We start from the raw sequence: 18,964 nt of genomic DNA on the forward strand, positions 1-18,964 counted from the left end.
TCGGCACCTGCCCGGTGCCTGTGAGCAGGGCGCGGCGCGGCCGGCCGTAAGACCGTCGACGCACCCCGGCAGCGGCGTAGTGGCAGCCGGACCGGCCCTACGCCCCGCTGTCGGGCGCGTCGTGGCCCACGACCAGGACCGCGGCGTCGTCCTCGTGCCCCACGCGCTCGGCGCCCTTGATCACGGCGGCCGCGAGGGAGCCCGCCTCCATGCCCGCCACGGCGGCGACTCCGGCGAGGCGCATCACCTGGTCGAGGCCTTCGTCGACGCTCATCGAGGGGCCCTCCACGACACCGTCGGTCACCAGGACGAAGACGCCACCGGTGGTGAGCCGGTGCTCGGTCACGGGGTACCGCTGTCCCGCGACGATGCCGAGGGGCGGTCCGCCCTCGTCGTCGGTGATGCCGGAGCGGCCGTCGGCGGTGGCCCAGACGGAGGGTATGTGTCCGGCCCGCGCGCTCTCCAGGACCCCGGTGATCGGGTCCAGGCGCATGAAGGTGCAGGTCGCGAAGAGTTCGGTGCCGAGGGACAGGAGCAGGTCGTTCGTCAGGGAGAGGAGTTCGCCGGGCTCGCTGGTGACGGAGGCGAGGGCGCGCAGACCGACCCTCACCTGGCCCATGAACGCGGCCGCCTCGATGTTGTGGCCCTGGACGTCGCCGATGGACAGGCCGATGCGTCCGTCGGGCATCGTGAAGGCGTCGTACCAGTCGCCGCCCACGTTGAGGCCGTGGTTGGCGGGCGAGTACTTGACCGCGATGTGGAACCGGGGGGTGACGGGCATGTCGCCGGGCAGCATGCCGCGCTGGAGGGCGACGGCCAGTTCGAGCAGGGAGCGCTGGAGCTCCGCCCGCTCGCGTGCCTGGGCGGTCAGCGTCCCGAGTCTGGCCAGGAGTTCGTCACCGTCGTCCATGGGGTGCTTGCGGGACATTGACCACTCCAAGGGGGTTGGTACCGCTATAAGCATAAAGAACGGATTTTCTTCCCTCGGAAACGCGCAAAAACAGGACGAGAACAGGGTGTACGGGAACAGGTACGACAACGGCCCGGCCACCGCGAGAAGCGGGGCCGGGCCGATCGGTCGTACGCGCGGGGTCAGCCCTGGCGGGCCTTGAAGCGCGGGTCCTTCTTGTTGATCACGAACGTCACGCCGCGACGGCGTACCACCTGCGCGCCGGGCTTGGCCTTCAGCGAGCGCAGCGAGTTGCGGACCTTCATGACTGCCTCCCATAGCGGCGCTCGAAGCGCTCCACACGGCCCGCGGTGTCCACGACGCGCGTGTTGCCGGTGTAGAACGGGTGGCTGGCCGACGAGATCTCGACGTCGATCAGCGGGTAGGTGTTCCCGTCCGCCCACTCGATCGTGCGCGCCGACCGCGCGGTCGAGGTGGTCAGGAACGCGGTGTCCGCCGCGCGGTCGCGGAAGACGACCGGACGGGACACGGGGTGGATGCCAGACCTCATGGTGCTTCCTTCCTCAGGCCGTCCACTGCGGGACGGCCGCTCTGCTGTGTTCGTGGGACTGCGCCGCGCTGGGCTCAACGCTCCTCGCGGAAGTCGACGTGCTCCCCCGCCACCGGGTCGTACTTGCGCAGGACCAGCCGGTCGGGGTCGTTGCGACGGCTCTTGCGCGTCACGTACGTGACGCCGGTCCCGGCCGTCGACTTCAGGGTGACGACGGGACGGTTCGTGGTGCGTGCCATGAGGACCTCCTTCCGCCCACATCCCGGGATCTTGTCCCGAGCATGTCAGCTACATACGTCTCAACACAGGCACCCCTCGGTCCATTCCCGGCCCTGTCCCCAGGTACGAGACGCTCTCCGACCAGGGCACGACGGCCTACGCCGCCACCACCGCCGCCCGCTCGCGAGCCGCCCGTACGGCCTGGGAGAGGCCCTCGATGTCGTACGCGCCGTGGTGCCTACGACCGTTCACGAAGAAGGTCGGCGTGCCCGCGACCCCGCTGAGGTCGGCCGACTCCACGTCCTCGGCGACATGGCCCGCCCCCTCGTGGGCCCGCATGTCGCGCTCGAAGCGGGCGGTGTCCAGGCCGATCTGTTCGGCGTAGGCCCGCAGGTCCTTGAAGCGCAGGGCGCCCTGGTGGCTGAGGAGCAGGTCGTGCATCTCCCAGTAGCCGCCCTGTAGCGCGGCGGCCTCCGCGGCCTCGGCGGCGAGCTGGGCGTGCTCGTGGACGTCGGTGAGCGGGAGGTGGCGCCACACGTACCGCACCTCGTCCCCGAAAGAGCCGAGCAGTTCGCGGACTACCGGCTCGGCCTGGCCGCAGAAGGGGCATTCGTAGTCGCCGTACTCCACGACGGTCACCGGGGCGTGCCGTGGTCCGCGCAGGTGGTCGCGGTCGGGGTCGACGGGGACCGACAGGTCGACGATGGTCTCCGCCCGGCCGAACAGGACCCTGGGCCGGATCTGCGGCGGCAGCACTCCGATCACGCCCGTGACCACTCGGCCGACCAGGAAGGAGCAGATGACGGCGCTGAGGATGCCCGTTTTCGCGTCCTCCAGGGTGGTGCCGTCGAAGGCGAGGGTCGCGATCAGCAGGGAGACCGTGAAGCCGACGCCGGCCAGGGTGCCGCCCGCGGTCACCGCTCCCCAGCCGACCGGCGGCCGGATGCGGCCCCGGGACAGGACGCTGGTCAGTGCCGTCGACGAGACGATGCCGAGCGGCTTGCCGACGACGTACCCGATGAGGATGCCCAGCGCGACGGGCGAGGTGAAGGCCCTGGCCAGCTGCTCCCCGCTGAGATGCAGACCGGCGTTGGCCAGCGCGAACAGCGGGACCACGGCGTAGCTCGCCCACGGATGGTAGATGCGCTGGAGCCGGTCGTTCGGAGAGATCGACGCCGCGATACCGGCCCGTACGTCGCGTTCCAGCTCGGGTGTGGGCTGCTCGCGGAACAGCCGGAACAGTCCGGTGGCGCGCTCCAGGTCGTCGCGCCCCGCCGGATAGGCGTACGTGATCAGCCCCATGGCGAGGCCGATGACGACTGGGTCCACGCCCGACTTCAGCAGGGCGACCCAGGCGACGAGCCCGAGCAGCGCGTACAGCGGACCCCGGCGCACCCGGAACCTGCGCAGCAGCACGACGACGGCGAACACGCCCACGGCGACCAGGAGTGCCGGTACGGCGATGTGCTCGCTGTAGAAGACGGCGATCACCACGAGCGCCAGGAAGTCGTCGACGACGGTGATCGTGAGGAGGAACACACGCAATCCGGGCGGCATGTGGCGGCCCACGACGGCGAGCATGCCCAGCGCGAACGCCGTGTCGGTGGACATCACCGCGCCCCAGCCGTTCGCCGTCCCGTGTCCGCTGTTGATCGCCAGGTAGATGGCGATCGGCACGAGCATGCCGCTGGCGCCCGCGACCATCGGCAGGGCCAGCCGCCGGCGTTCGCGCAGCTCGCCCATGTCGAACTCGCGGCGCGCCTCCAGCCCGACGACCAGGAAGAACAGCGTCATCAGCCCACTGTTGACCCACTCCCGCAGATCGAGGGAGATCCCGTGCGAGCCGAGCCGGACGGAGAGGTGGGTCTCCCAGAACGTCTCGTACGCCGACGGTGTGACGTTGGCCCAGACGAGCGCGACGAGCGCCGCCGCCACCAGGACGGCCGCGCTGCCGGTCTCGGTGCGCAGGAAGTCACGCAGCGGGGTGCGGGCTTCGTCGCCGCACGTGGTCTGCCCCGTGTAGTCGGTCGTTTCGAAGGACATACGGGGTTCACTTCCGTCGTGCGTCATGGCTCACGTGACGCCCCAACACCACCTGCCGCACCATTCATTCCTACGGCAACCGGTGTCACGGCCTCCGGGTCAGCCGCCCAGCGCCGCCCCGACCACGGCCTTCGCCTCCTCCTGCACCTGGCCGAGGTGGTCCGGGCCGAGGAAGGACTCGGCGTAGATCTTGTAGACATCCTCGGTGCCGGAGGGCCGCGCCGCGAACCAGGCGTTGGCGGTCGTCACCTTGATGCCGCCGAGGGCCGCGCCGTTGCCGGGCGCCTCGGTGAGGACGGCGGTGACGGGCTCGCCGGCCAGGGTGTCGGCGGTGACCTGAGCGGGCGAGAGCTTGGCGAGCAGCGCCTTCTCCTCGCGGGACGCCGGTGCGTCGATCCGGGCGTAGGCGGGCGAGCCGAACCGGTCGGTGAGCGCCGCGTAGTGCTGGGACGGCGTCTTCCCGGTGACCGCGGTGATCTCGCTGGCGAGCAGCGCCAGGATGATGCCGTCCTTGTCGGTGGTCCACACGGAGCCGTCCCGGCGCAGGAAGGACGCGCCGGCCGACTCCTCGCCGCCGAAGCCGAGCGAGCCGTCGACCAGTCCGTCCACGAACCACTTGAAGCCGACGGGCACCTCGACGAGCCGGCGCCCGAGGTCGGCGGCGACCCGGTCGATCATCGAGGAGGACACCAGGGTCTTGCCCACGCCCGCGTCGGCGGGCCACTGCTCGCGGTGGGCGTAGAGGTAGGCGATGGCGGCGGCCAGGTAGTGGTTGGGGTTCATCAGGCCCGCGTCCGGGGTGACGATGCCGTGCCGGTCGGAGTCGGCGTCGTTGCCGGTGGCGATGTCGAACCGGTCGCGCTGGGCGATCAGCGAGGCCATCGCGTACGGCGACGAGCAGTCCATACGGATCTTGCCGTCCCAGTCCAGCGTCATGAACCGCCAGGTCGGGTCCGTGAGCGGATTGACCACGGTCAGGTCGAGCCGGTGCACCTCGGCGATCCGGCCCCAGTAGGCGACGGACGCCCCGCCCAGCGGGTCGGCGCCGATCCGCACACCGGCCGTACGGATCGCGTCCAGGTCGAGGACGCTCGGCAGGTCGGCGACGTACATGCCGAGGAAGTCGTAGCGGCCCGTGCCGGGGGCGGCGAGCGCGCGGGTGTACGGGATGCGGCGGACGTCCTTCATGCCGCTCGCGATGATGTCGTTGGCGCGGTCCTGGATCCAGGAGGTGATCTCGGAGCCGGCCGGGCCGCCGTTCGGCGGGTTGTACTTGAAGCCGCCGTCGCCGGGCGGGTTGTGGGACGGGGTGACCACGACGCCGTCCGCGAGGCCCGAGGTGCGGCCGCGGTTGTGGGCGAGGATCGCGTGGGACACCGCCGGGGTGGGGGTGTAGCCGTCCGCGCTGTCGATGAGGACCGTGACCTCGTTGGCGGCGAACACCTCCAGCGCGGTGACCTTCGCGGGCTCGGACAGCGCGTGCGTGTCGGCCCCGATGAAGAGGGGCCCGTCCGTGCCCTGCTCCGCCCGGTACTCGCAGATGGCCTGGCTGGTGGCCGCGATGTGGTCCTCGTTGAACGCGGTCGCCAGGGACGAGCCCCGGTGCCCGGAGGTGCCGAACGCGACGCGCTGCCCCGGCTCGGCGGGGTCCGGGTGCAGCGCGTAGTACGCGGTGACCAGACGGGCTACGTCGACGAGATCCTCTGCGCGGGCCTGTTCGCCCGCTCGCTCGTGTGGCATGGTGCCCGCTCCTCCGTATCGACCGACTTCGCGTACGGCCCCATCTTTCCTCGTCAGGGGCGCGTTTAGCGAGTACACCCCCTCCGCCTGTGGAAAACCCCGGCCGCCGCTGTCCGTCAGTACCGGTGGCGCCGGTCCAGCTGCTTCAGCACCGCGCCCGCCATGGCCGCCTCGCCCTTCGCGTTGGGGTGCGCCGGAGCAGCCGGGGACGCGGGTTGCAGCGGCTCTATCCAGCGGTCGGCGGGCGCCTTGCACATGTCGTGGCCGACGGTGGGGCCGTAAGTGTCCACGTACTCCGCGCCGTTGAGCGCGGCCACCACACGGAGCATCAGGTTGAGGCGCTTGCCGACGTCCCGCAGATAGGGGAAGTCCTTGGCGGCGAACGGTACCGAGGGGTAGCAGCCGCTGCCGTCGTCGGGCAGCAGGTCCGGGTAGCCGACGACGAGCACGCGCGCGTGGGGTGCCTGCTTGTGCACCGCACGGAGGACCTTGGTGACCTTCGGCGCGGTGTTGAGGATGGTCAGCGCCAACTGGTCGACGCCGGTGGAGTTGTAGTAGCGCTGGCAGGGGTTGCCCGTCAGGTCCGTGGCGCTGAGCTTGGCGCAGGTGCCGATGATGGTGCTGAACCCGATGTCGTTGCCGCCGATCTGCACGGTCACCAGGTCCGTGTCCCGCTGTACGGCGTCCAGTTGGGGCGGGTTGGTGCCCTGCGCCTTCCACATCTCGGCGGTCGTCGCGCCGCTGCAGCTCACGTCCTTGAGGACGGTCCCTCTCTGGTCCGCCGTCACCACGGAGGGGTAATTGTGGTCGGAGCGCGCGCAGTTGGCGTCCACCTGGGTCGGTATGTAAGGGCCCGAGGTGTAGGAGTCGCCGAGCGCCACGTACTGAGTGGAACGGCCGTGCCCATGGCCCGAGTTGTGCGCGGCCGCCGGTGCCGCGGACGCGACGACGAGGGCGCAGCCGCTGACCGCCGCGGCGACCGCCACGGCCCTGCCGCGGTGGTGCGCCGTCGTGACCGGATGCGTCTCACGCTTCATGAGGTTCCTCCCCAGGTACGAGACGGTGCGACGGGGCGGGCCCGCTGCGGTCGTCTCTCGTTCAACTGGCCTTGTATACCGGTCGGTAGGTACCTGGGGCCAGGGGTCTGGAGGGACGAGTTCGCTGCCCCCGGGGTGATGGCCGCCGCCGAAACAGTTCGGCCGGTTTGGTGGCCGGTTCCCGTCCGCACGCACGTGGACCACTTCCGGCGGGTATCCCTACCCCAGGCGTCAACGCGCTTGGGGGTGGGGGGAGTTGGCCCTGTTGCCGCAGAGGCTGGGGAGGCACGAGAAGCGCGAGTCGTGGCGCTCGCGAAGGCGGGCGGCGATCCGTGCGCTGCGCGCCCAGGGACGCTACGGACCCGGACTGCGCGAGGTGCTGCCCGCCCTCGTCGTGGTCGCCGTCGTCGTGTGCGGGATCGTGGCCGGGCTCGCCGTGGCGTACCGCACCCTCGGCACCGGCGCGCTCGCCGGCGGCCTGGCGCTGCTCGCCGTGATCACGGCGGCCGTGGTCCGGCACAACCGGCCGCCGGCCCGTCGCCGGCTGGGCTACTACACGCCCGAGGAGATCGCCGACCTGGATGTGGAGGGGCTCGCCCTGGCCGTGTCCCGGATGCTGCGCCGGGACGGCTGGCGGGCGCTGGCCCGGCCCGACGAGCAGGGCCAGCCGCGTGTCCGTGCGCGCGACCGGTTCGGTCGCCGTCTGGAGGTGGCCTTCCGACCGGTCGCCGAGCCGCTGCCCGGCGAGGAGACGCCGACGCGATCGGCACGCACGGTCGGCTCCGGACCGCACCTCCGTCTCGTCGTGCACCGGGGCACCTTCAGCCGACGTGACGTGCAGTGGGCGCGCCGCCAGGGCGGCGTCCAGCTCATCGACGGCTCACGCCTGCGGCGCTGGGCCCACGGCACTCCCCTGCACCGGCTGCCCGAGGTCCCCTGAAGTGCCGCTCGACACGTCCCCCGAAACGCGGAACGAGCCGCGGGCGCGGGGCCCACGGCTCGTTCACGGTACGGCTCGTCAGTCCGCGGACTCGCAGTGGTTGCCCAGCGCGGGGTTCAGCAGACCGATGACGTCGATCGAGTTGCCGCACAGGTTGAGGTCCAGGTCGATCGGCACCTGAACGACGTTTCCGGAGAGCACGCCCGGGCTGTCGCTGGCGGTACCGACAGGCTCCGGGTCCGCGTTCGCCGTACCCGCGCACAGCAGCAACGCCGCACCCGCCAGACCCACCGTGGCCGTCAGACGCTTCCTCATGAAGAACTCCTGTCATTCGGAGGGGCATGTCCCTCCACGCTGAGGGTGCGTCGGGGGGTCACGACACTCTTCGGCCGCCGAACGGGTGGTGGCCACCCACTCCTCAGGCCTCCAGACCGGCGGCGACCGTCGCCCCCAGCTCCCAGCACGCCTCGACACCGGCCCTGTCCGGCTCGCCGGTCAGCGTCACCGGGTCGGCGACGCGGCGCCACCCCAGCCCGGTCGTGATCGACTCGATGCCGCGCACGGCTCCGCTCACGTCGTTCCCGCCGTGCACGTAGTAGCCGAAGGGCCGGCCCCGGGTCTCGTCCAGGCACGGGTAGTAGATCTGGTCGAAGAAGTGCTTGAGCGCGCCGGACATGTAACCGAGGTTCGCGGGCGTGCCCAGCAGAACGCCGTCGGCGGCCAGCACGTCCGACACGGTCGCCGACAGCGCGGCACGCCGTACGACCCGCACGTCCTCGATCTCCGGTGTCGTGGCTCCGGAGACGACGGCCTCGAACATCGCCTGGCAGTTGGGCGAGGGGGTGTGATGCACGATCAGCAAGGTGGGCACGCGCCGAACCTACCCGTCGGACCGCATCACCCTGGTCACGGTGCCCTTGGCGTTGGCCTCCATGTAGCCGCCGTCGCCGTAGTCGTCGCTCAGGTAGATCGCCATGCCCTTCAACGTGCCGTCGTAGGTGTTCGGCACCCGCAGCAGCAGGTACTGGCTCGTCGGCTTCGCGACCTTCAGCTCCTTCTTCGCGGTCTTCAACAACGCGGGAACCGCGTCCCAGTTGAAGTCGTCGAGATTCACCGGCTGGTCGCCTTCCGTCACCAGGGCCTTGTTGCCGTCCGGGTCGAACCCGGTGCCGGAGCGGTAGGTATAGCTCTGGTACTTGGTCTGGCTGCCTTTCACCATCACGTCCGCGATGACGTATCCCGGGTACACGGAGAAGTCGGCGAAACGATCACTGCCCGTCTTCTCCTTGAAGGCCTTGATCGCGGTGCGAATGCCGGACGGGGTGAGCATGTCCTGGGTCTTCACGGCGGCGCTGCTCTGACTCGCCGAGACCGTAGGCGTGGTCTGCTGCTGCGTCTGACCGGTGGCTCCTGTGGACGCCGACGTGTCCTTCTTGTCGTTCCCGTCCGGCAGCACCTTCCACGCGAGCGTGCCGATGAGCAGTACGCCTACGACGCTGGAGGCGACCGCGACGCCCCGGTTCCGTTTCGCCGGGCGTCGCCGACTGCCCGACGCCGTCGCCTGCATGCCGTCGGTGGGCGGCAGTGAGGGAGGAATCGGCGGGGCGAGCCGGTACGAGGTGGTCTCCGGGCGCCGGTCCTCGGGCTGTGCCGCGGCGGCGGCCAGCATCCGGCCGACCGTCCCGGCGTCCGGCCGCGCCTCGGGATCGCGGACCAGGACGCAGGACAGCACCGGCGTCAGCGATCCGGCCCGTACCGGTGGCGGCACGTCCTCCTGGAGTACGGCGGCCAGGGTCGCCAGGGTGGTACCGCGCTGGAGCGGGTGATAGCCCTCGACGGCGACGTAGAGCATCATCGCGAGCGACCACAGGTCGGCGGCGGGTCCGCCGCTGTGGCCGGAGACCCGTTCCGGGGCCATGTAGTCGGGGGTGCCGATGATCGAGCCGGTGGCGGTGAGGGCGGTGGCGTCGCGGATGGCGGCGATGCCGAAGTCGGTGAGGACGGGGCGGCCGTCGGTGCGCAGCAGGACGTTGGCGGGTTTCACGTCGCGGTGCTGGACGCCCGCCGCGTGTGCCGCGTTGAGGGCGTCGAGCACTCCGCTGCCGAGCTGGGCGGCCTCGGCGGGGGCCATGGGTCCGCGGGCCAACCGGTCGGCGAGCGAGCCGCCTTGGACGAGTTCCATGACGAGCCAGGGGTAGGTGCCCACGCCCTCGTCGACGATGTGGTGGATCGTCACCACGTTCGGGTGCTCGACCCGGGCCAGGGCGCGTGCCTCGCGCAGGACCCGCTGGCGCAGCATCTCCGCCGCGGCGGGGTCGTACTCGGCGAGGTCGATGTCCGGCGGCCGGACCTCCTTGACCGCGACATAGCGGTGCAGCAGCAGATCCTGGGCACGCCACACCGTGCCCATGCCACCGCCGCCGAGCCGGGACTCCAGCTCGAAGCGGCCGTCCACGACCCGTCTGTCGGGCTCCCCCTCGTTCATGCGGAGGAGCTTATGTGACGAACGTGCACGCCTGTGCCGCGAGTTCAGAAGGTGAGAAACGTCCGGGCCGACCCGTAAGGGCCGACCCGGACGTCAGTGGTGCGGTGCCGTGGAACTACTCGGTCTCAGACTCGCTCTCAGACGAGGTCGAACCGGTCCAGGTCGGAGACCTTGACCCACGCGTCGACGAAGTCCTTCACGAACTTCTCCTTCGCGTCGTCGCTCGCGTAGACCTCGGCGAGCGCGCGCAGCTCGGAGTTCGAGCCGAAGACGAGGTCGGCACGGGTGCCGGTCCACTTGACGGCGCCGGAGGCGTCGCGGGCCTCGAAGGTCTGCTGGTCCGAGGAGGTCGACGACCACGTGGTGCCCAGGTCGAGCAGGTTCACGAAGAAGTCGTTGGTCAGCGTGCCGACCTTGTCGGTGAGGACACCGTGGGTGGACTGGCCCTGGTTGGCGCCCAGGACGCGCAGGCCGCCGACGAGGACGGTCAGCTCGGGGGCGGTCAGCGTGAGCAGGTTGGCCCGGTCGAGCAGCAGGTACTCGGCGGGAAGGCGGTTGCCCTTGCCGAGGTAGTTGCGGAAGCCGTCGACGGTCGGCTCCAGCGCGGCGAACGACTCGACGTCGGTGTGCTCCTCGGTCGCGTCGACACGGCCCGGCGTGAAGGGGACCTCCACGGCGACGCCGCCGTCCTTGGCGGCCTTCTCGACCGCCGCGGCACCGCCGAGGACGATCAGGTCGGCCAGGGAGACCTTCTTGGCGCCGGAGTTGAACTCCGCCTGGATGCCTTCGAGGACCCGCAGCACAGAAGCGAGCTGGTCGGGGTCGTTGGCCTCCCAGCCGCGCTGCGGCTCCAGGCGGATACGGGCGCCGTTGGCACCGCCGCGCTTGTCGCTGCCCCGGAAGGTGGAGGCGGACGCCCACGCGGTGGACACCAGCTGCGAGACGGTCAGGTCCGAGGCGAGGATCTTCGCCTTGAGGGCCGTGACGTCGGCGGCGTCGATGGTCTCGCCCTCGGCCTGCGGCAGCGGGTCCTGCCACAGCAGGGTCTCGGACGGGACCTCCGGGCCGAGGTACAGGGACTTCGGGCCCAGGTCACGGTGGGTCAGCTTGAACCAGGCGCGGGAGAAGGCGTCCGCGAACTGGGCCGGGTTCTCGTGGAAGCGCTTCGAGATCTCGCCGTAGATCGGGTCGAAGCGCAGCGCGAGGTCGGTGGTGAGCATCGTCGGGAGCTTCTTCTTCGACGCGTCGTGCGCGTCGGGGATGATCGCCTCGGCGTCCTTGGCCACCCACTGGTTGGCGCCGGCGGGGCTCTGGGTCAGCTCCCACTCGTAGCCGAAGAGGATGTCGAAGAAGTCGTTGCTCCACTGGGTGGGCTTGGTGGTCCAGGTCACCTCAAGGCCGGAGGTGATCGCGTCGCCGCCCTTGCCGGTGCCGTAGGTGGACTTCCAGCCCAGGCCGAGCGATTCCAGCGGTGCGGCCTCGGGGTCGTCGCCGACCGACTCGGCCGGGCCCGCGCCGTGGGTCTTGCCGAAGGTGTGGCCACCGGCGATGAGGGCGACGGTCTCCTCGTCGTTCATCGCCATGCGGCGGAAGGTCTCACGGATGTCGCGGGCCGAGGCCAGCGGGTCCGGGTTGCCGTTGGGGCCCTCGGGGTTGACGTAGATGAGGCCCATCTGGACGGCGCCGAGCGGGTTCTCCAGCTCGCGGTCGCCGGTGTAGCGCTGGTCGTCGAGCCAGGTGGTCTCGGGACCCCAGTACACGTCCTCGTCGGCCTCCCAGACGTCGGCACGGCCGCCGGCGAAGCCGAAGGTCTCGAAGCCCATCGTCTCCAGCGCCACGTTGCCGGTGAGGATCAGGAGGTCGGCCCAGGAGATGGACTGGCCGTACTTCTTCTTGACGGGCCACAGCAGACGGCGGGCCTTGTCGAGGTTGCCGTTGTCCGGCCAGCTGTTCAGCGGCGCGAAGCGCTGCTGGCCGCGGCCGCCACCGCCGCGGCCGTCGCTGATGCGGTAGGTGCCGGCGCTGTGCCAGGCCATCCGGATCATCAGCGGGCCGTAGTTGCCGAAGTCCGCCGGCCACCAGTCCTGCGAGGTGGTCAGTACCTCGGCGATGTCCTGTTTGACGGCCGCGAGGTCGAGGGCACCGAACGCCTCGGCGTAGTCGAAGTCCGCGCCGAGCGGGTTCGCGACGACCGGGTCCTTGGCGAGGATCTTCAGGTTGAGCCGCTCCGGCCACCACTGACGGTTGCCACCGCCCTGGGTCGGGTGCGCGGCGCGCCCGTGCGCGACGGGGCAGCCCCCGGCATCCTCCGACTTCGCGTCCGTGACGATTGCGTCGTGGTTCTCAGACATGGGAATCCTTCCAAAACGGGGTGGAACACGTGGCTCAGGAACTGGGGACCGCGGTACAGGCGGGGCACAGGCCCCAGTAGATGACCTCGGCCTCGTCGATCGAGAAGCCTTGGTCGTCGGCGGCGGTCAGGCAGGGTGCCTCGCCGACCGCGCAGTCGACGTCGGCGACGACACCGCACGACCTGCACATGAGGTGGTGGTGGTTGTCGCCGACGCGTCCTTCGAAGCGGGCGGGACTGCCTGCCGGTTCGATACGGCGTATGAGTCCGGCCGAGGTCAGCGCGTGGAGCGCGTCGTAGACGGCCTGGAGCGATATGTGTCCTACGCGGTCACGGACCCCGGACGCGACCGCCTCGACATCGAGGTGGTCGCCGTGCCGGACGGTCTCAAGGAGCGCGACGCGGGCTGCCGTCACCCGCAGGCCGGCACCGCGCAGCTCCTCGGCGGTGGTCGGTGGCTGGGATGCGGTCATGCCGCTCAACCTACAGCCATAAACACGAGTGATTCAAGAAAACAAACGGTTCAAGTTAGATGGCGTACCGGGGTGGGCGATGTGGAGCGGTCCCAGGTGGTGGCGGTGACCCCGCGTTCGCGCAGTACGCCCTTGCGAACCTTGCCGGTCTCGGTGAGCGGGAGCTCACGGACGGTGTCGATATAGCGGGGCACCGCGAAAGGAGGCAGCTCACCCGCGCAGTGCCGTACGAGGTCCAGCGGGTCCAGCACCTGACCCGCCCCGGGGACCACCGCGACCATGACCTCGTCCTCCGCCAGCTCCGAGGGCACCGGGAAGGCCGCAGCGTCGGCGACCGCCGGATGCGAGCGGACGACGGACTCCACCTCCTGCGAGGACACGTTCTCGCCCCGCCGCCGGATGACGTCCTTGATCCGGTCGACGAACCGGAACCACCCGTCGGCGTCACGGACCACCCGGTCACCGGTACGCCGCCAGGCAGTGGGACCAGGCTCGGGCTCCCCCAAGTACCCGGTGCAGAAGGCGAATTCGTGCACGCTACGGACCACCAGCTCACCGGCGACGCCGTCCGCCACGGGATCGAGGAGGTCGTCGACCACGCGCGCGGAGAACCCGTCGCGCACGGTACCGAGGTACCCGGGCCGCTGCTCCTCGGGCGTGGCCCCGATGACGAGGTTCGTCTCCGTCGACCCGAACCCGTCGACCAGCGCGACACCGAACCGCTCGCGGAACGGCTCCCACGCCGACCCGGGAGTGGCCGGAGAGAGCCCGCGCCAGGCCCGATGCGCACAGTCGGCGGCGCTCGGCGGCTGGGCCAGCAGCATCGGCACCATCGCGCCCAACAGATAGACGCCGGTCGCCCCGGCCTCCGCCACCCGCTCCCAGTACCGCGTCGCGGAGAACCGCTCGCCGATCACACAGCTCGCGCCCACGGCCATGGCGTGCGCGAGGGTGTTCAGCGCGTTGGTGTGGAAGAGCGGCAGGCACGTGTACAGCACGTCGTCTGCGGTGAACCGGAGCGAGTCGGAGACGTTACGACCCCACCACACGGTCTGCGCGTGCGGGCAGCGCACACCGCGCGCGGCTCCCGTGGTCCCCGAGGTGAACAGTACGAACGCGGTGTCGTCCGGGCGCACTTGGGCCGGCGGCAGGGCGGGGGCCATGCCCGGCGCCGGTATGCCGTCCCCGCCCACGACCCACAACTCCCCCTGAAACCCGGCCGCTACGACTCGCCCCGCCAACCCCTCCTCCACCAGCAGGAATTGGGGTTCCGCCGCCCGCAACACCTCCCGGAGCCCACCGCCCCGCAGACCGGTGTTGAGCGGGATCAGCACCGCGCCCAGCCAGGCGCAGCCGAGGATGAGGTCGACGACCTCGATGCGGTTCTCGGCCATGACTGCGACGCGGTCCCCCTGCCGACAACCACGCTCGGCGAGCGCTCCGGCCATCGTGGCGGCGGCCGTTCGGGTCTCCGCGTACGTCCGTGTCACCTCCCCCACCCGTAGGAAGGGCCGCTCCCCGAACTCCCCGGCCGCCGCGTCGAGGAGGCCGGGGATGGTGTCGGTCACCGCAGGACTCCGGCCTCCCGGAGCCGCTGGACGCGCTCCGTCGAGAACCCCGCCACCTCGCTCAGTACGGCGTCGGTGTCGGCGCCGAGTACGGGCGCGGCCTCGCGGATCCCGCCGGGTGTGCGGGTCATGCGGATCGGCACGCCCTCGTGGAGGAAGGCGCCGGCGACCGGGTGTTCCTTGCGCACATAGAAACCCCGGGCCCTCAACTGCGGGTCGTGCTCGACGAGTTCACGGCCGTCCTGTACGGCTCCGGCCGGGATGCCGCGTGCTTGGAGCGCCTCGGCGGCGACATCGGCGGGGAGCGTGCGGGTCCACTCCCCCAGCACGGAGTCGACGAGGGCCGTCGAGCGACGGCGCGCCTCCGCCGTCAACGTCCGTTCATCGGTGGCGAGTTCGCGGTGACCGATCACCTCGCACAGCGCGGCCCATTCGGTGTCGTCGCGCACGCTGACCGCCAGCCAGCGGTCGGCGCCGAGGCAGCGGTAGACGCCCTGGGGGCTCCAGCTCGGGTGGGTGTTGCCGCTCGGTGTCACCGCCGGGCCGCCGAGGAGGCTGGTACCCATGTGGGCTGCTATCGCCTCCAGTTGGGAGAGGTCGATGTGCTGTCCGCGTCCGGTGACGGCGCGGTGCTCCAGGGCGGCGACCGTGGCGAGGGCGGCCTGGAGTCCCGCGACGATGTCGCCGTGGCCGTAGATCACGCCGACCACGTCGTCCGGGCCCCAGCCGGTCAGTCCGGTCAGGCCCGCACTCGCCGAGACCGTGTCGGCGTACGACACCCAGCCGTTGCGCGGTCCGGTGTGCCCCATGCCCGACATGCTGACGTAGACGAGGCCCGGGTTGATCCGGGCCAACTCCTCGTAGCCCAGGCCGAGTTTGCGCATGACCGTGGAGCTGAAGTTCTCCACGAGGACGTCGGAGTGGGCGATGAGGTCGCGGAGGACCGCGACGCCTTCCTCGGTGCGGGTGTCGAGGGCGATGCTGCGTTTGTTGCGGTTGACCTCGTTGAAGTAGCCGTTGGTGTTCGGGTCCGTGTGGGGGCCGCGGGAGAGGTGCATGAAGGGGGCGAAGCGGGTGGGGTCGGGGCGGCGCGCGGACTCGACCTTGATGACGTCGGCGCCGTGGTCGGCCAGGACCTTGGTGGCGTACGGGCCGGCGAGGACCCAGGTCAGGTCCAGGACGCGGATGCCGTGGAGGGCGGGATGCGCGGGTTGTGCGGGGGCCTGCTCGGCCGGGATCGCGCGCGTGCGGCGGGGTCCCGCGTCTTCGGTGTCTCCCGCGTCGACGAGGCCCTGGTCCGCGCCCACGCCCCGGACGTCCAACTCCCGTACCCGGTGGCCTTCCGGGAACGCGAAGGGAAAGCCCAGGTCGGTCCGCTCTCCCTCCGGTGTCCGTACCCGCGTGAAGAAGTCACGGGCGGCGAGCTGCGGGTTGTCGGGGAGTTCGTGGGGCAGGTCGACGGCGGCCCAGGGGAGCTTCCTGGCCTGGGCCCGTTCCGCGAACTCGGCCTTGGGCCACATGCCCACGAAGTCCTGGACGACCTTGAACACATGCTCCTGGTGCGTCTTGCGTTCGACCGGGTCCTGCCAGCGCGGTTCCGTGAGGTCGGCCGCCGCGTTCTCCTCGCGCAGCCAGTCGAGCAGCGCGTCCCACATGCGCGGGCTGCCGCCGAGCCCACCGCCCACGTAGCCGTCGGCGGACCTGAACAGGCCGTGCGGGACGAGGGGATGGACGCTGCCGGGGCGCGGCGGAACCCGGTCCTCGTGCAGATAGGCGAGGGTGCCGGCCTCCAGGGCTGCCGCGACGCACGCCTGCGCGGAGACGTCGACGAGTTGCCCCGGGCCGCTGCGCCGGGCGCGGAGGCCGAGCAGGGCGGCGATCGCCGCGTTGACGCCGGCGAGTTGCTCGGCCTGCTGCTCCGGCAGCCGTAGCGGCAGGCCGTCGGGGTCGCCGACCTGGGCGAGCATCCCGCCGAGCGCGGCCACGACGAGGTCGGTTCCCTGCCAGTCGGTGCGGGGGCCGAGCAGACCGAAGGGGGTGACCCGGACGTGCACGAGGTCGTCGAGCCCGTCCACGAGCGCCTCGGCGCCGCTCGGGCTCCCGTCGAGCAGTACGTCGGCGGTGGTCAGCAGCGTGCGCAGCTCTTCGGGCGATGCGGGGACGACCGACCGCTTCCCCGCGTGCCAGTGGACGAACGCGTCGCCGTCGAGTTCGCGTCGGGTCGCGTCGCCTTCCGGCGGTTCGACGAGCACGACCTCGTACCCGAGGCCGACCAGCAGGCGGCCGGCGAACCGGGTGAAGGGGCTGGACAGTTCGACGACCCTCACGGCGGACCCGCTCATGTCTCCTCCCCGGAGAGTCAGTTGTGCTGCTGGTTCAGGAAGCCGGTGACGACGCTGTGGTAGTCGTACGGCCGTTCCTCCTGCGGATGGTGGGAGGCCTCGCTCATCACGTGCAGGTCCCCCTTGGGGATCATGCGGGCCAGCATCAGCGGGTAGTCCGGGGTCAGGAACGCGTCCTGCATGCCCCACAGGAACAGCGTCGGCGCGGCGATCCGGCCGAGTTCGGCGGTGAGGTCCTGCCAGTCGCCGCGCGGGTTGTCGGAGGCGCCGGCGAGCGCGGTCTCCTCGGTGTCGAGGCTCTGCTCGTAGCGCAGGGTCACGGTGCCGTCGGGGATGGCGAGCGGGTCGAACCACTCCAGGCGGGCGATGAGTTCGCGCATCTTCTGCCACGAGGGGCCGGTGCCGCCGTAGTAGACGTCGCGGGCGTTGCGGCCACGCCGGCCGCCTTCCGGCAGGGGCGCGAGCGGGCCGTAGAAGACGGGCATGCTGCCGGTGATGACCAACGACCGTACGCGCTCGGGGTACTTGGCGGCGAGGTTGAGGGCGATGGTGCCGCCCCAGGAGTTGCAGACGAAGTCGGCGCGGTCGATGCCGAGTTCATCGAGGAGGGCGACGGTCTTGGCCGCGTGGTAGTCCCACATGGGGCCCTCGATGACGGGCTTGGCGGACTTGCCGTACTGGAGGATGTCGACGAGCAGGCAGCGGCGATCCGTCGCGAACAGCCGTGCCACCTGGCCGAAGTCCGACCAGCCGGTGCATCCGGGGCCGCCGCCGTGCAGGAAGACCGTGGGGCTGCCCTCCCCCAGCTCGACGTAGTGGTACTTGACGCCGTCCGCTTCCGCGTAGGTGCCCTCCGGGGGCGCCTGGATGTCCATGAGGTCCATGTGCTGATGGTGGGGCGGCGGCGGACCCCGCCCAAGTGGAACGGTCCACTGAGCGGGCCGGTTCCGTGGCGGTCGGGCGGGGTGGTCCTTAGCGTCCGGAGAGTCCGGGCCCAGAGGGGAGTCAACTCGTGATCAGGAACGCCGTGTTGGAGCTGGCCGAGGAGCGGGCCCTCGCCTTGGTGGGGAGGTGGGAGCGGCGGTCGTTGGGTGTCGTACGGGCCGAGGACGCGGCGGAGTTCGCGCGGGCGGCCGGGGAGCGCGCACCGTATCTCGTCGATCCCGCCCGCGCCGACTTCGCCGTCCACCCCATGTACGTGGTGAGCCTGCTGCGCGGGGCGCCCGGCGCCCACGCGGCGGAGTTCCGGCCGGACGGCATGTACCGCGACGAGGTCCCCGGCACCGACGGGCTCGACGTCCGGCTGATGGCGGGCGGCCAGGACGTGCGATGGGTCGACGCGGTGCGGGCGGGTGACCTGATCGAACTGCGGCGCGCGCTGACTGCCGTGGAACGCAAAGGAGTTGGCGAGGGATTCCTCCTCTTCACGATGGAGAAGGTGTACGGCGCGGAACGCGGAACTTTGGTCGAGGTCACGGAGAGGTTCATCGTCCGATGACGGGCCGCCGGGAACGCCAAGTCGTCGTGGGGCAGGCCGTGTTGCCCGTCGAGCTGACCCCCGACGCGATCAGGCTGCTGCGGTTCGGCGCCGTGACCCGTAACGCCCATCTCATCCACTACGACACAGAGTTCGCCCGGTCGGAGGGGCTGACGGGGCCGGTCGTCATGGCCCAGCTGCACGGCTGCCTGTTCCACCGTGCGGCGGCGGAGTTCGCGGGTGCGGGTGGGCAGGTCCGGGAGGTGGGGTGGCGGAATCGGGCGCCGGCCCGCGTCGGGGATCGGCTGGTGGTGACCGGAACCGTGCGCTCTGTAGACGCGGTTGGCGGTGAGATCACCTTGGATCTGGTCGAGCGCTGTGGTTCCGGTGAGGTGGTGTGCTGCCGGGGGCGGGCGGTGGTCGTCCTGGGGTGAGAACCGGGATCGAATGGGCCGCTCGTCGTCAGGCCGCTTCGTGTTCCCGCGGTGCCGTCGCGTCCTTGTCGGACGCGCGGGTGCGGATGCGGCCCAGGAGGGCGGTGCCGGCCACGACCAGGCCGATGGCGACGACCCTGCTCGCCCGGTAGTAGTCGACCGCCTGGTTCTCGGTGGTGCCGGGCAGGTGGAGGAACGACCAGAGGGCCGCCGCGATCCCGAGGACGACGAGACCGACCGCTCCGATCGGCCCGAGTCCCCACCACCAGGGGGCGGCGGGGTGGGACTGGTCGTCGGACCGCTCGTGGTCACGGTCGATCACGGTGAACTCTCCTGTCAGCGGCATGAGCCGCGCCTTCGGTGACTGCTGTGGGGCAGGGGCGAAGAGAGAGACGC

Annotated in this window: 19 protein-coding genes; 3 read left to right on the top strand and 16 right to left on the bottom strand. The window is 71.0% G+C overall.

Annotated features, from left to right (window positions below; genetic code table 11):
• Positions 1-97: 97 nt before the first annotated feature.
• The 7 genes from OG194_RS02320 to OG194_RS02350 form a co-directional block, all read right to left on the bottom strand.
• Positions 98-928 (bottom strand): PP2C family protein-serine/threonine phosphatase, encoded by an 831-nt coding sequence (locus tag OG194_RS02320; RefSeq protein WP_327399108.1) that lies wholly within the window; start codon positions 926-928, stop codon positions 98-100.
• Positions 929-1,092: 164 nt separating this feature from the next.
• The gene (gene ykgO / locus OG194_RS02325; protein ID WP_014669332.1) at positions 1,093-1,215 is read right to left on the bottom strand and encodes a type B 50S ribosomal protein L36; all 123 of its coding nucleotides are present in this window, start codon (positions 1,213-1,215) and stop codon (positions 1,093-1,095) included.
• Positions 1,212-1,460, bottom strand: coding sequence for a type B 50S ribosomal protein L31 (locus tag OG194_RS02330; protein WP_201051026.1), 249 nt, complete (start codon positions 1,458-1,460; stop codon positions 1,212-1,214). Before OG194_RS02330 ends, ykgO begins: the two co-directional genes overlap by 4 nt.
• Positions 1,461-1,534: 74 nt before the next feature.
• Entirely contained in the window at positions 1,535-1,699 is a 165-nt protein-coding gene (gene rpmG / locus OG194_RS02335; protein ID WP_200690819.1) for a 50S ribosomal protein L33, read from the bottom strand.
• Between the two features lie 136 nt (positions 1,700-1,835).
• On the bottom strand, positions 1,836-3,722 hold the full coding sequence (nhaA, locus tag OG194_RS02340; protein ID WP_327399109.1) for a Na+/H+ antiporter NhaA: 1,887 nt from the start codon (positions 3,720-3,722) through the stop codon (positions 1,836-1,838).
• A 99-nt stretch (positions 3,723-3,821) separates the two neighbouring features.
• Positions 3,822-5,462, bottom strand: coding sequence for a phosphoglucomutase (alpha-D-glucose-1,6-bisphosphate-dependent) (pgm, locus tag OG194_RS02345; RefSeq protein WP_327399110.1), 1,641 nt, complete (start codon positions 5,460-5,462; stop codon positions 3,822-3,824).
• Between the two features lie 116 nt (positions 5,463-5,578).
• Positions 5,579-6,499 carry an SGNH/GDSL hydrolase family protein gene (locus tag OG194_RS02350; RefSeq protein WP_327399111.1) on the bottom strand — a complete coding sequence of 307 codons (921 nt, stop codon included), beginning with the start codon at positions 6,497-6,499 and terminating at the stop codon, positions 5,579-5,581.
• A gap of 265 nt (positions 6,500-6,764) precedes the next feature.
• Here OG194_RS02350 and OG194_RS02355 point away from each other — a divergent pair, with 265 nt between their 5' ends.
• Complete coding sequence (locus OG194_RS02355; RefSeq protein WP_327399112.1) at positions 6,765-7,439, top strand: hypothetical protein; 675 nt, start codon at positions 6,765-6,767, stop codon at positions 7,437-7,439.
• Positions 7,440-7,517: 78 nt separating this feature from the next.
• On the opposite strand, the gene OG194_RS02360 is transcribed toward OG194_RS02355, so the two are convergent.
• The 8 genes from OG194_RS02360 to OG194_RS02395 all read right to left on the bottom strand — a co-directional run bounded on the left by OG194_RS02360 (position 7,518) and on the right by OG194_RS02395 (position 17,541).
• A complete protein-coding gene (locus tag OG194_RS02360) occupies positions 7,518-7,754 on the bottom strand; it encodes a chaplin (RefSeq protein ID WP_327399113.1) in 237 nt (78 codons plus the stop codon).
• Between the two features lie 103 nt (positions 7,755-7,857).
• Positions 7,858-8,310: a flavodoxin family protein gene (locus OG194_RS02365; protein WP_327399114.1), complete on the bottom strand. Its 453-nt coding sequence runs from the start codon at positions 8,308-8,310 to the stop codon at positions 7,858-7,860.
• Positions 8,311-8,319: 9 nt separating this feature from the next.
• Positions 8,320-9,924 (bottom strand): serine/threonine-protein kinase, encoded by a 1,605-nt coding sequence (locus tag OG194_RS02370; RefSeq protein WP_327399115.1) that lies wholly within the window; start codon positions 9,922-9,924, stop codon positions 8,320-8,322.
• A 137-nt stretch (positions 9,925-10,061) separates the two neighbouring features.
• A complete protein-coding gene (gene katG, locus OG194_RS02375) occupies positions 10,062-12,275 on the bottom strand; it encodes a catalase/peroxidase HPI (RefSeq protein WP_327399116.1) in 2,214 nt (737 codons plus the stop codon).
• Between the two features lie 34 nt (positions 12,276-12,309).
• Positions 12,310-12,747: a Fur family transcriptional regulator gene (locus OG194_RS02380; RefSeq protein WP_033280496.1), complete on the bottom strand. Its 438-nt coding sequence runs from the start codon at positions 12,745-12,747 to the stop codon at positions 12,310-12,312.
• A gap of 50 nt (positions 12,748-12,797) precedes the next feature.
• A complete protein-coding gene (locus OG194_RS02385) occupies positions 12,798-14,315 on the bottom strand; it encodes an AMP-binding protein (RefSeq protein WP_327399117.1) in 1,518 nt (505 codons plus the stop codon).
• Positions 14,312-16,657: a CaiB/BaiF CoA-transferase family protein gene (locus OG194_RS02390; RefSeq protein WP_327399118.1), complete on the bottom strand. Its 2,346-nt coding sequence runs from the start codon at positions 16,655-16,657 to the stop codon at positions 14,312-14,314. The genes OG194_RS02385 and OG194_RS02390 overlap by 4 nt, the downstream gene beginning before the upstream one ends.
• Positions 16,658-16,674: 17 nt before the next feature.
• Positions 16,675-17,541, bottom strand: a complete 867-nt coding sequence (locus OG194_RS02395; protein WP_327399119.1) for an alpha/beta fold hydrolase — start codon at positions 17,539-17,541, stop codon at positions 16,675-16,677.
• 128 nt (positions 17,542-17,669) lie between these two features.
• Here OG194_RS02395 and OG194_RS02400 point away from each other — a divergent pair, with 128 nt between their 5' ends.
• Positions 17,670-18,155: an FAS1-like dehydratase domain-containing protein gene (locus OG194_RS02400; protein ID WP_327399120.1), complete on the top strand. Its 486-nt coding sequence runs from the start codon at positions 17,670-17,672 to the stop codon at positions 18,153-18,155.
• Entirely contained in the window at positions 18,152-18,568 is a 417-nt protein-coding gene (locus OG194_RS02405; RefSeq protein WP_327399121.1) for an acyl dehydratase, read from the top strand. The genes OG194_RS02400 and OG194_RS02405 overlap by 4 nt, the downstream gene beginning before the upstream one ends.
• Before the next feature lie 28 nt (positions 18,569-18,596).
• Here OG194_RS02405 and OG194_RS02410 read toward each other — a convergent pair whose 3' ends face one another.
• Complete coding sequence (locus OG194_RS02410) at positions 18,597-18,914, bottom strand: hypothetical protein (RefSeq protein WP_327399122.1); 318 nt, start codon at positions 18,912-18,914, stop codon at positions 18,597-18,599.
• Between the last annotated feature and the right edge of the window lie 50 nt (positions 18,915-18,964).

This window comes from Streptomyces sp. NBC_01288 (assembly GCF_035982055.1).
In the GTDB taxonomy this organism is placed as follows: domain Bacteria; phylum Actinomycetota; class Actinomycetes; order Streptomycetales; family Streptomycetaceae; genus Streptomyces.

Coding starts and splice junctions, on each gene's coding strand:
- OG194_RS02320 (WP_327399108.1), bottom strand. CDS start 928: ATGTCCCGCAAGCACCCCATGGACGACGGTGACGAACTCCTGGCCAGA.
- ykgO (WP_014669332.1), bottom strand. CDS start 1,215: ATGAAGGTCCGCAACTCGCTGCGCTCGCTGAAGGCCAAGCCCGGCGCG.
- OG194_RS02330 (WP_201051026.1), bottom strand. CDS start 1,460: ATGAGGTCTGGCATCCACCCCGTGTCCCGTCCGGTCGTCTTCCGCGAC.
- rpmG (WP_200690819.1), bottom strand. CDS start 1,699: ATGGCACGCACCACGAACCGTCCCGTCGTCACCCTGAAGTCGACGGCC.
- nhaA (WP_327399109.1), bottom strand. CDS start 3,722: ATGTCCTTCGAAACGACCGACTACACGGGGCAGACCACGTGCGGCGAC.
- pgm (WP_327399110.1), bottom strand. CDS start 5,462: ATGCCACACGAGCGAGCGGGCGAACAGGCCCGCGCAGAGGATCTCGTC.
- OG194_RS02350 (WP_327399111.1), bottom strand. CDS start 6,499: ATGAAGCGTGAGACGCATCCGGTCACGACGGCGCACCACCGCGGCAGG.
- OG194_RS02360 (WP_327399113.1), bottom strand. CDS start 7,754: ATGAGGAAGCGTCTGACGGCCACGGTGGGTCTGGCGGGTGCGGCGTTG.
- OG194_RS02370 (WP_327399115.1), bottom strand. CDS start 9,924: ATGAACGAGGGGGAGCCCGACAGACGGGTCGTGGACGGCCGCTTCGAG.
- katG (WP_327399116.1), bottom strand. CDS start 12,275: ATGTCTGAGAACCACGACGCAATCGTCACGGACGCGAAGTCGGAGGAT.
- OG194_RS02380 (WP_033280496.1), bottom strand. CDS start 12,747: ATGACCGCATCCCAGCCACCGACCACCGCCGAGGAGCTGCGCGGTGCC.
- OG194_RS02390 (WP_327399118.1), bottom strand. CDS start 16,657: ATGAGCGGGTCCGCCGTGAGGGTCGTCGAACTGTCCAGCCCCTTCACC.
- OG194_RS02395 (WP_327399119.1), bottom strand. CDS start 17,541: ATGGACCTCATGGACATCCAGGCGCCCCCGGAGGGCACCTACGCGGAA.
- OG194_RS02405 (WP_327399121.1), top strand. CDS start 18,152: ATGACGGGCCGCCGGGAACGCCAAGTCGTCGTGGGGCAGGCCGTGTTG.
- OG194_RS02410 (WP_327399122.1), bottom strand. CDS start 18,914: ATGCCGCTGACAGGAGAGTTCACCGTGATCGACCGTGACCACGAGCGG.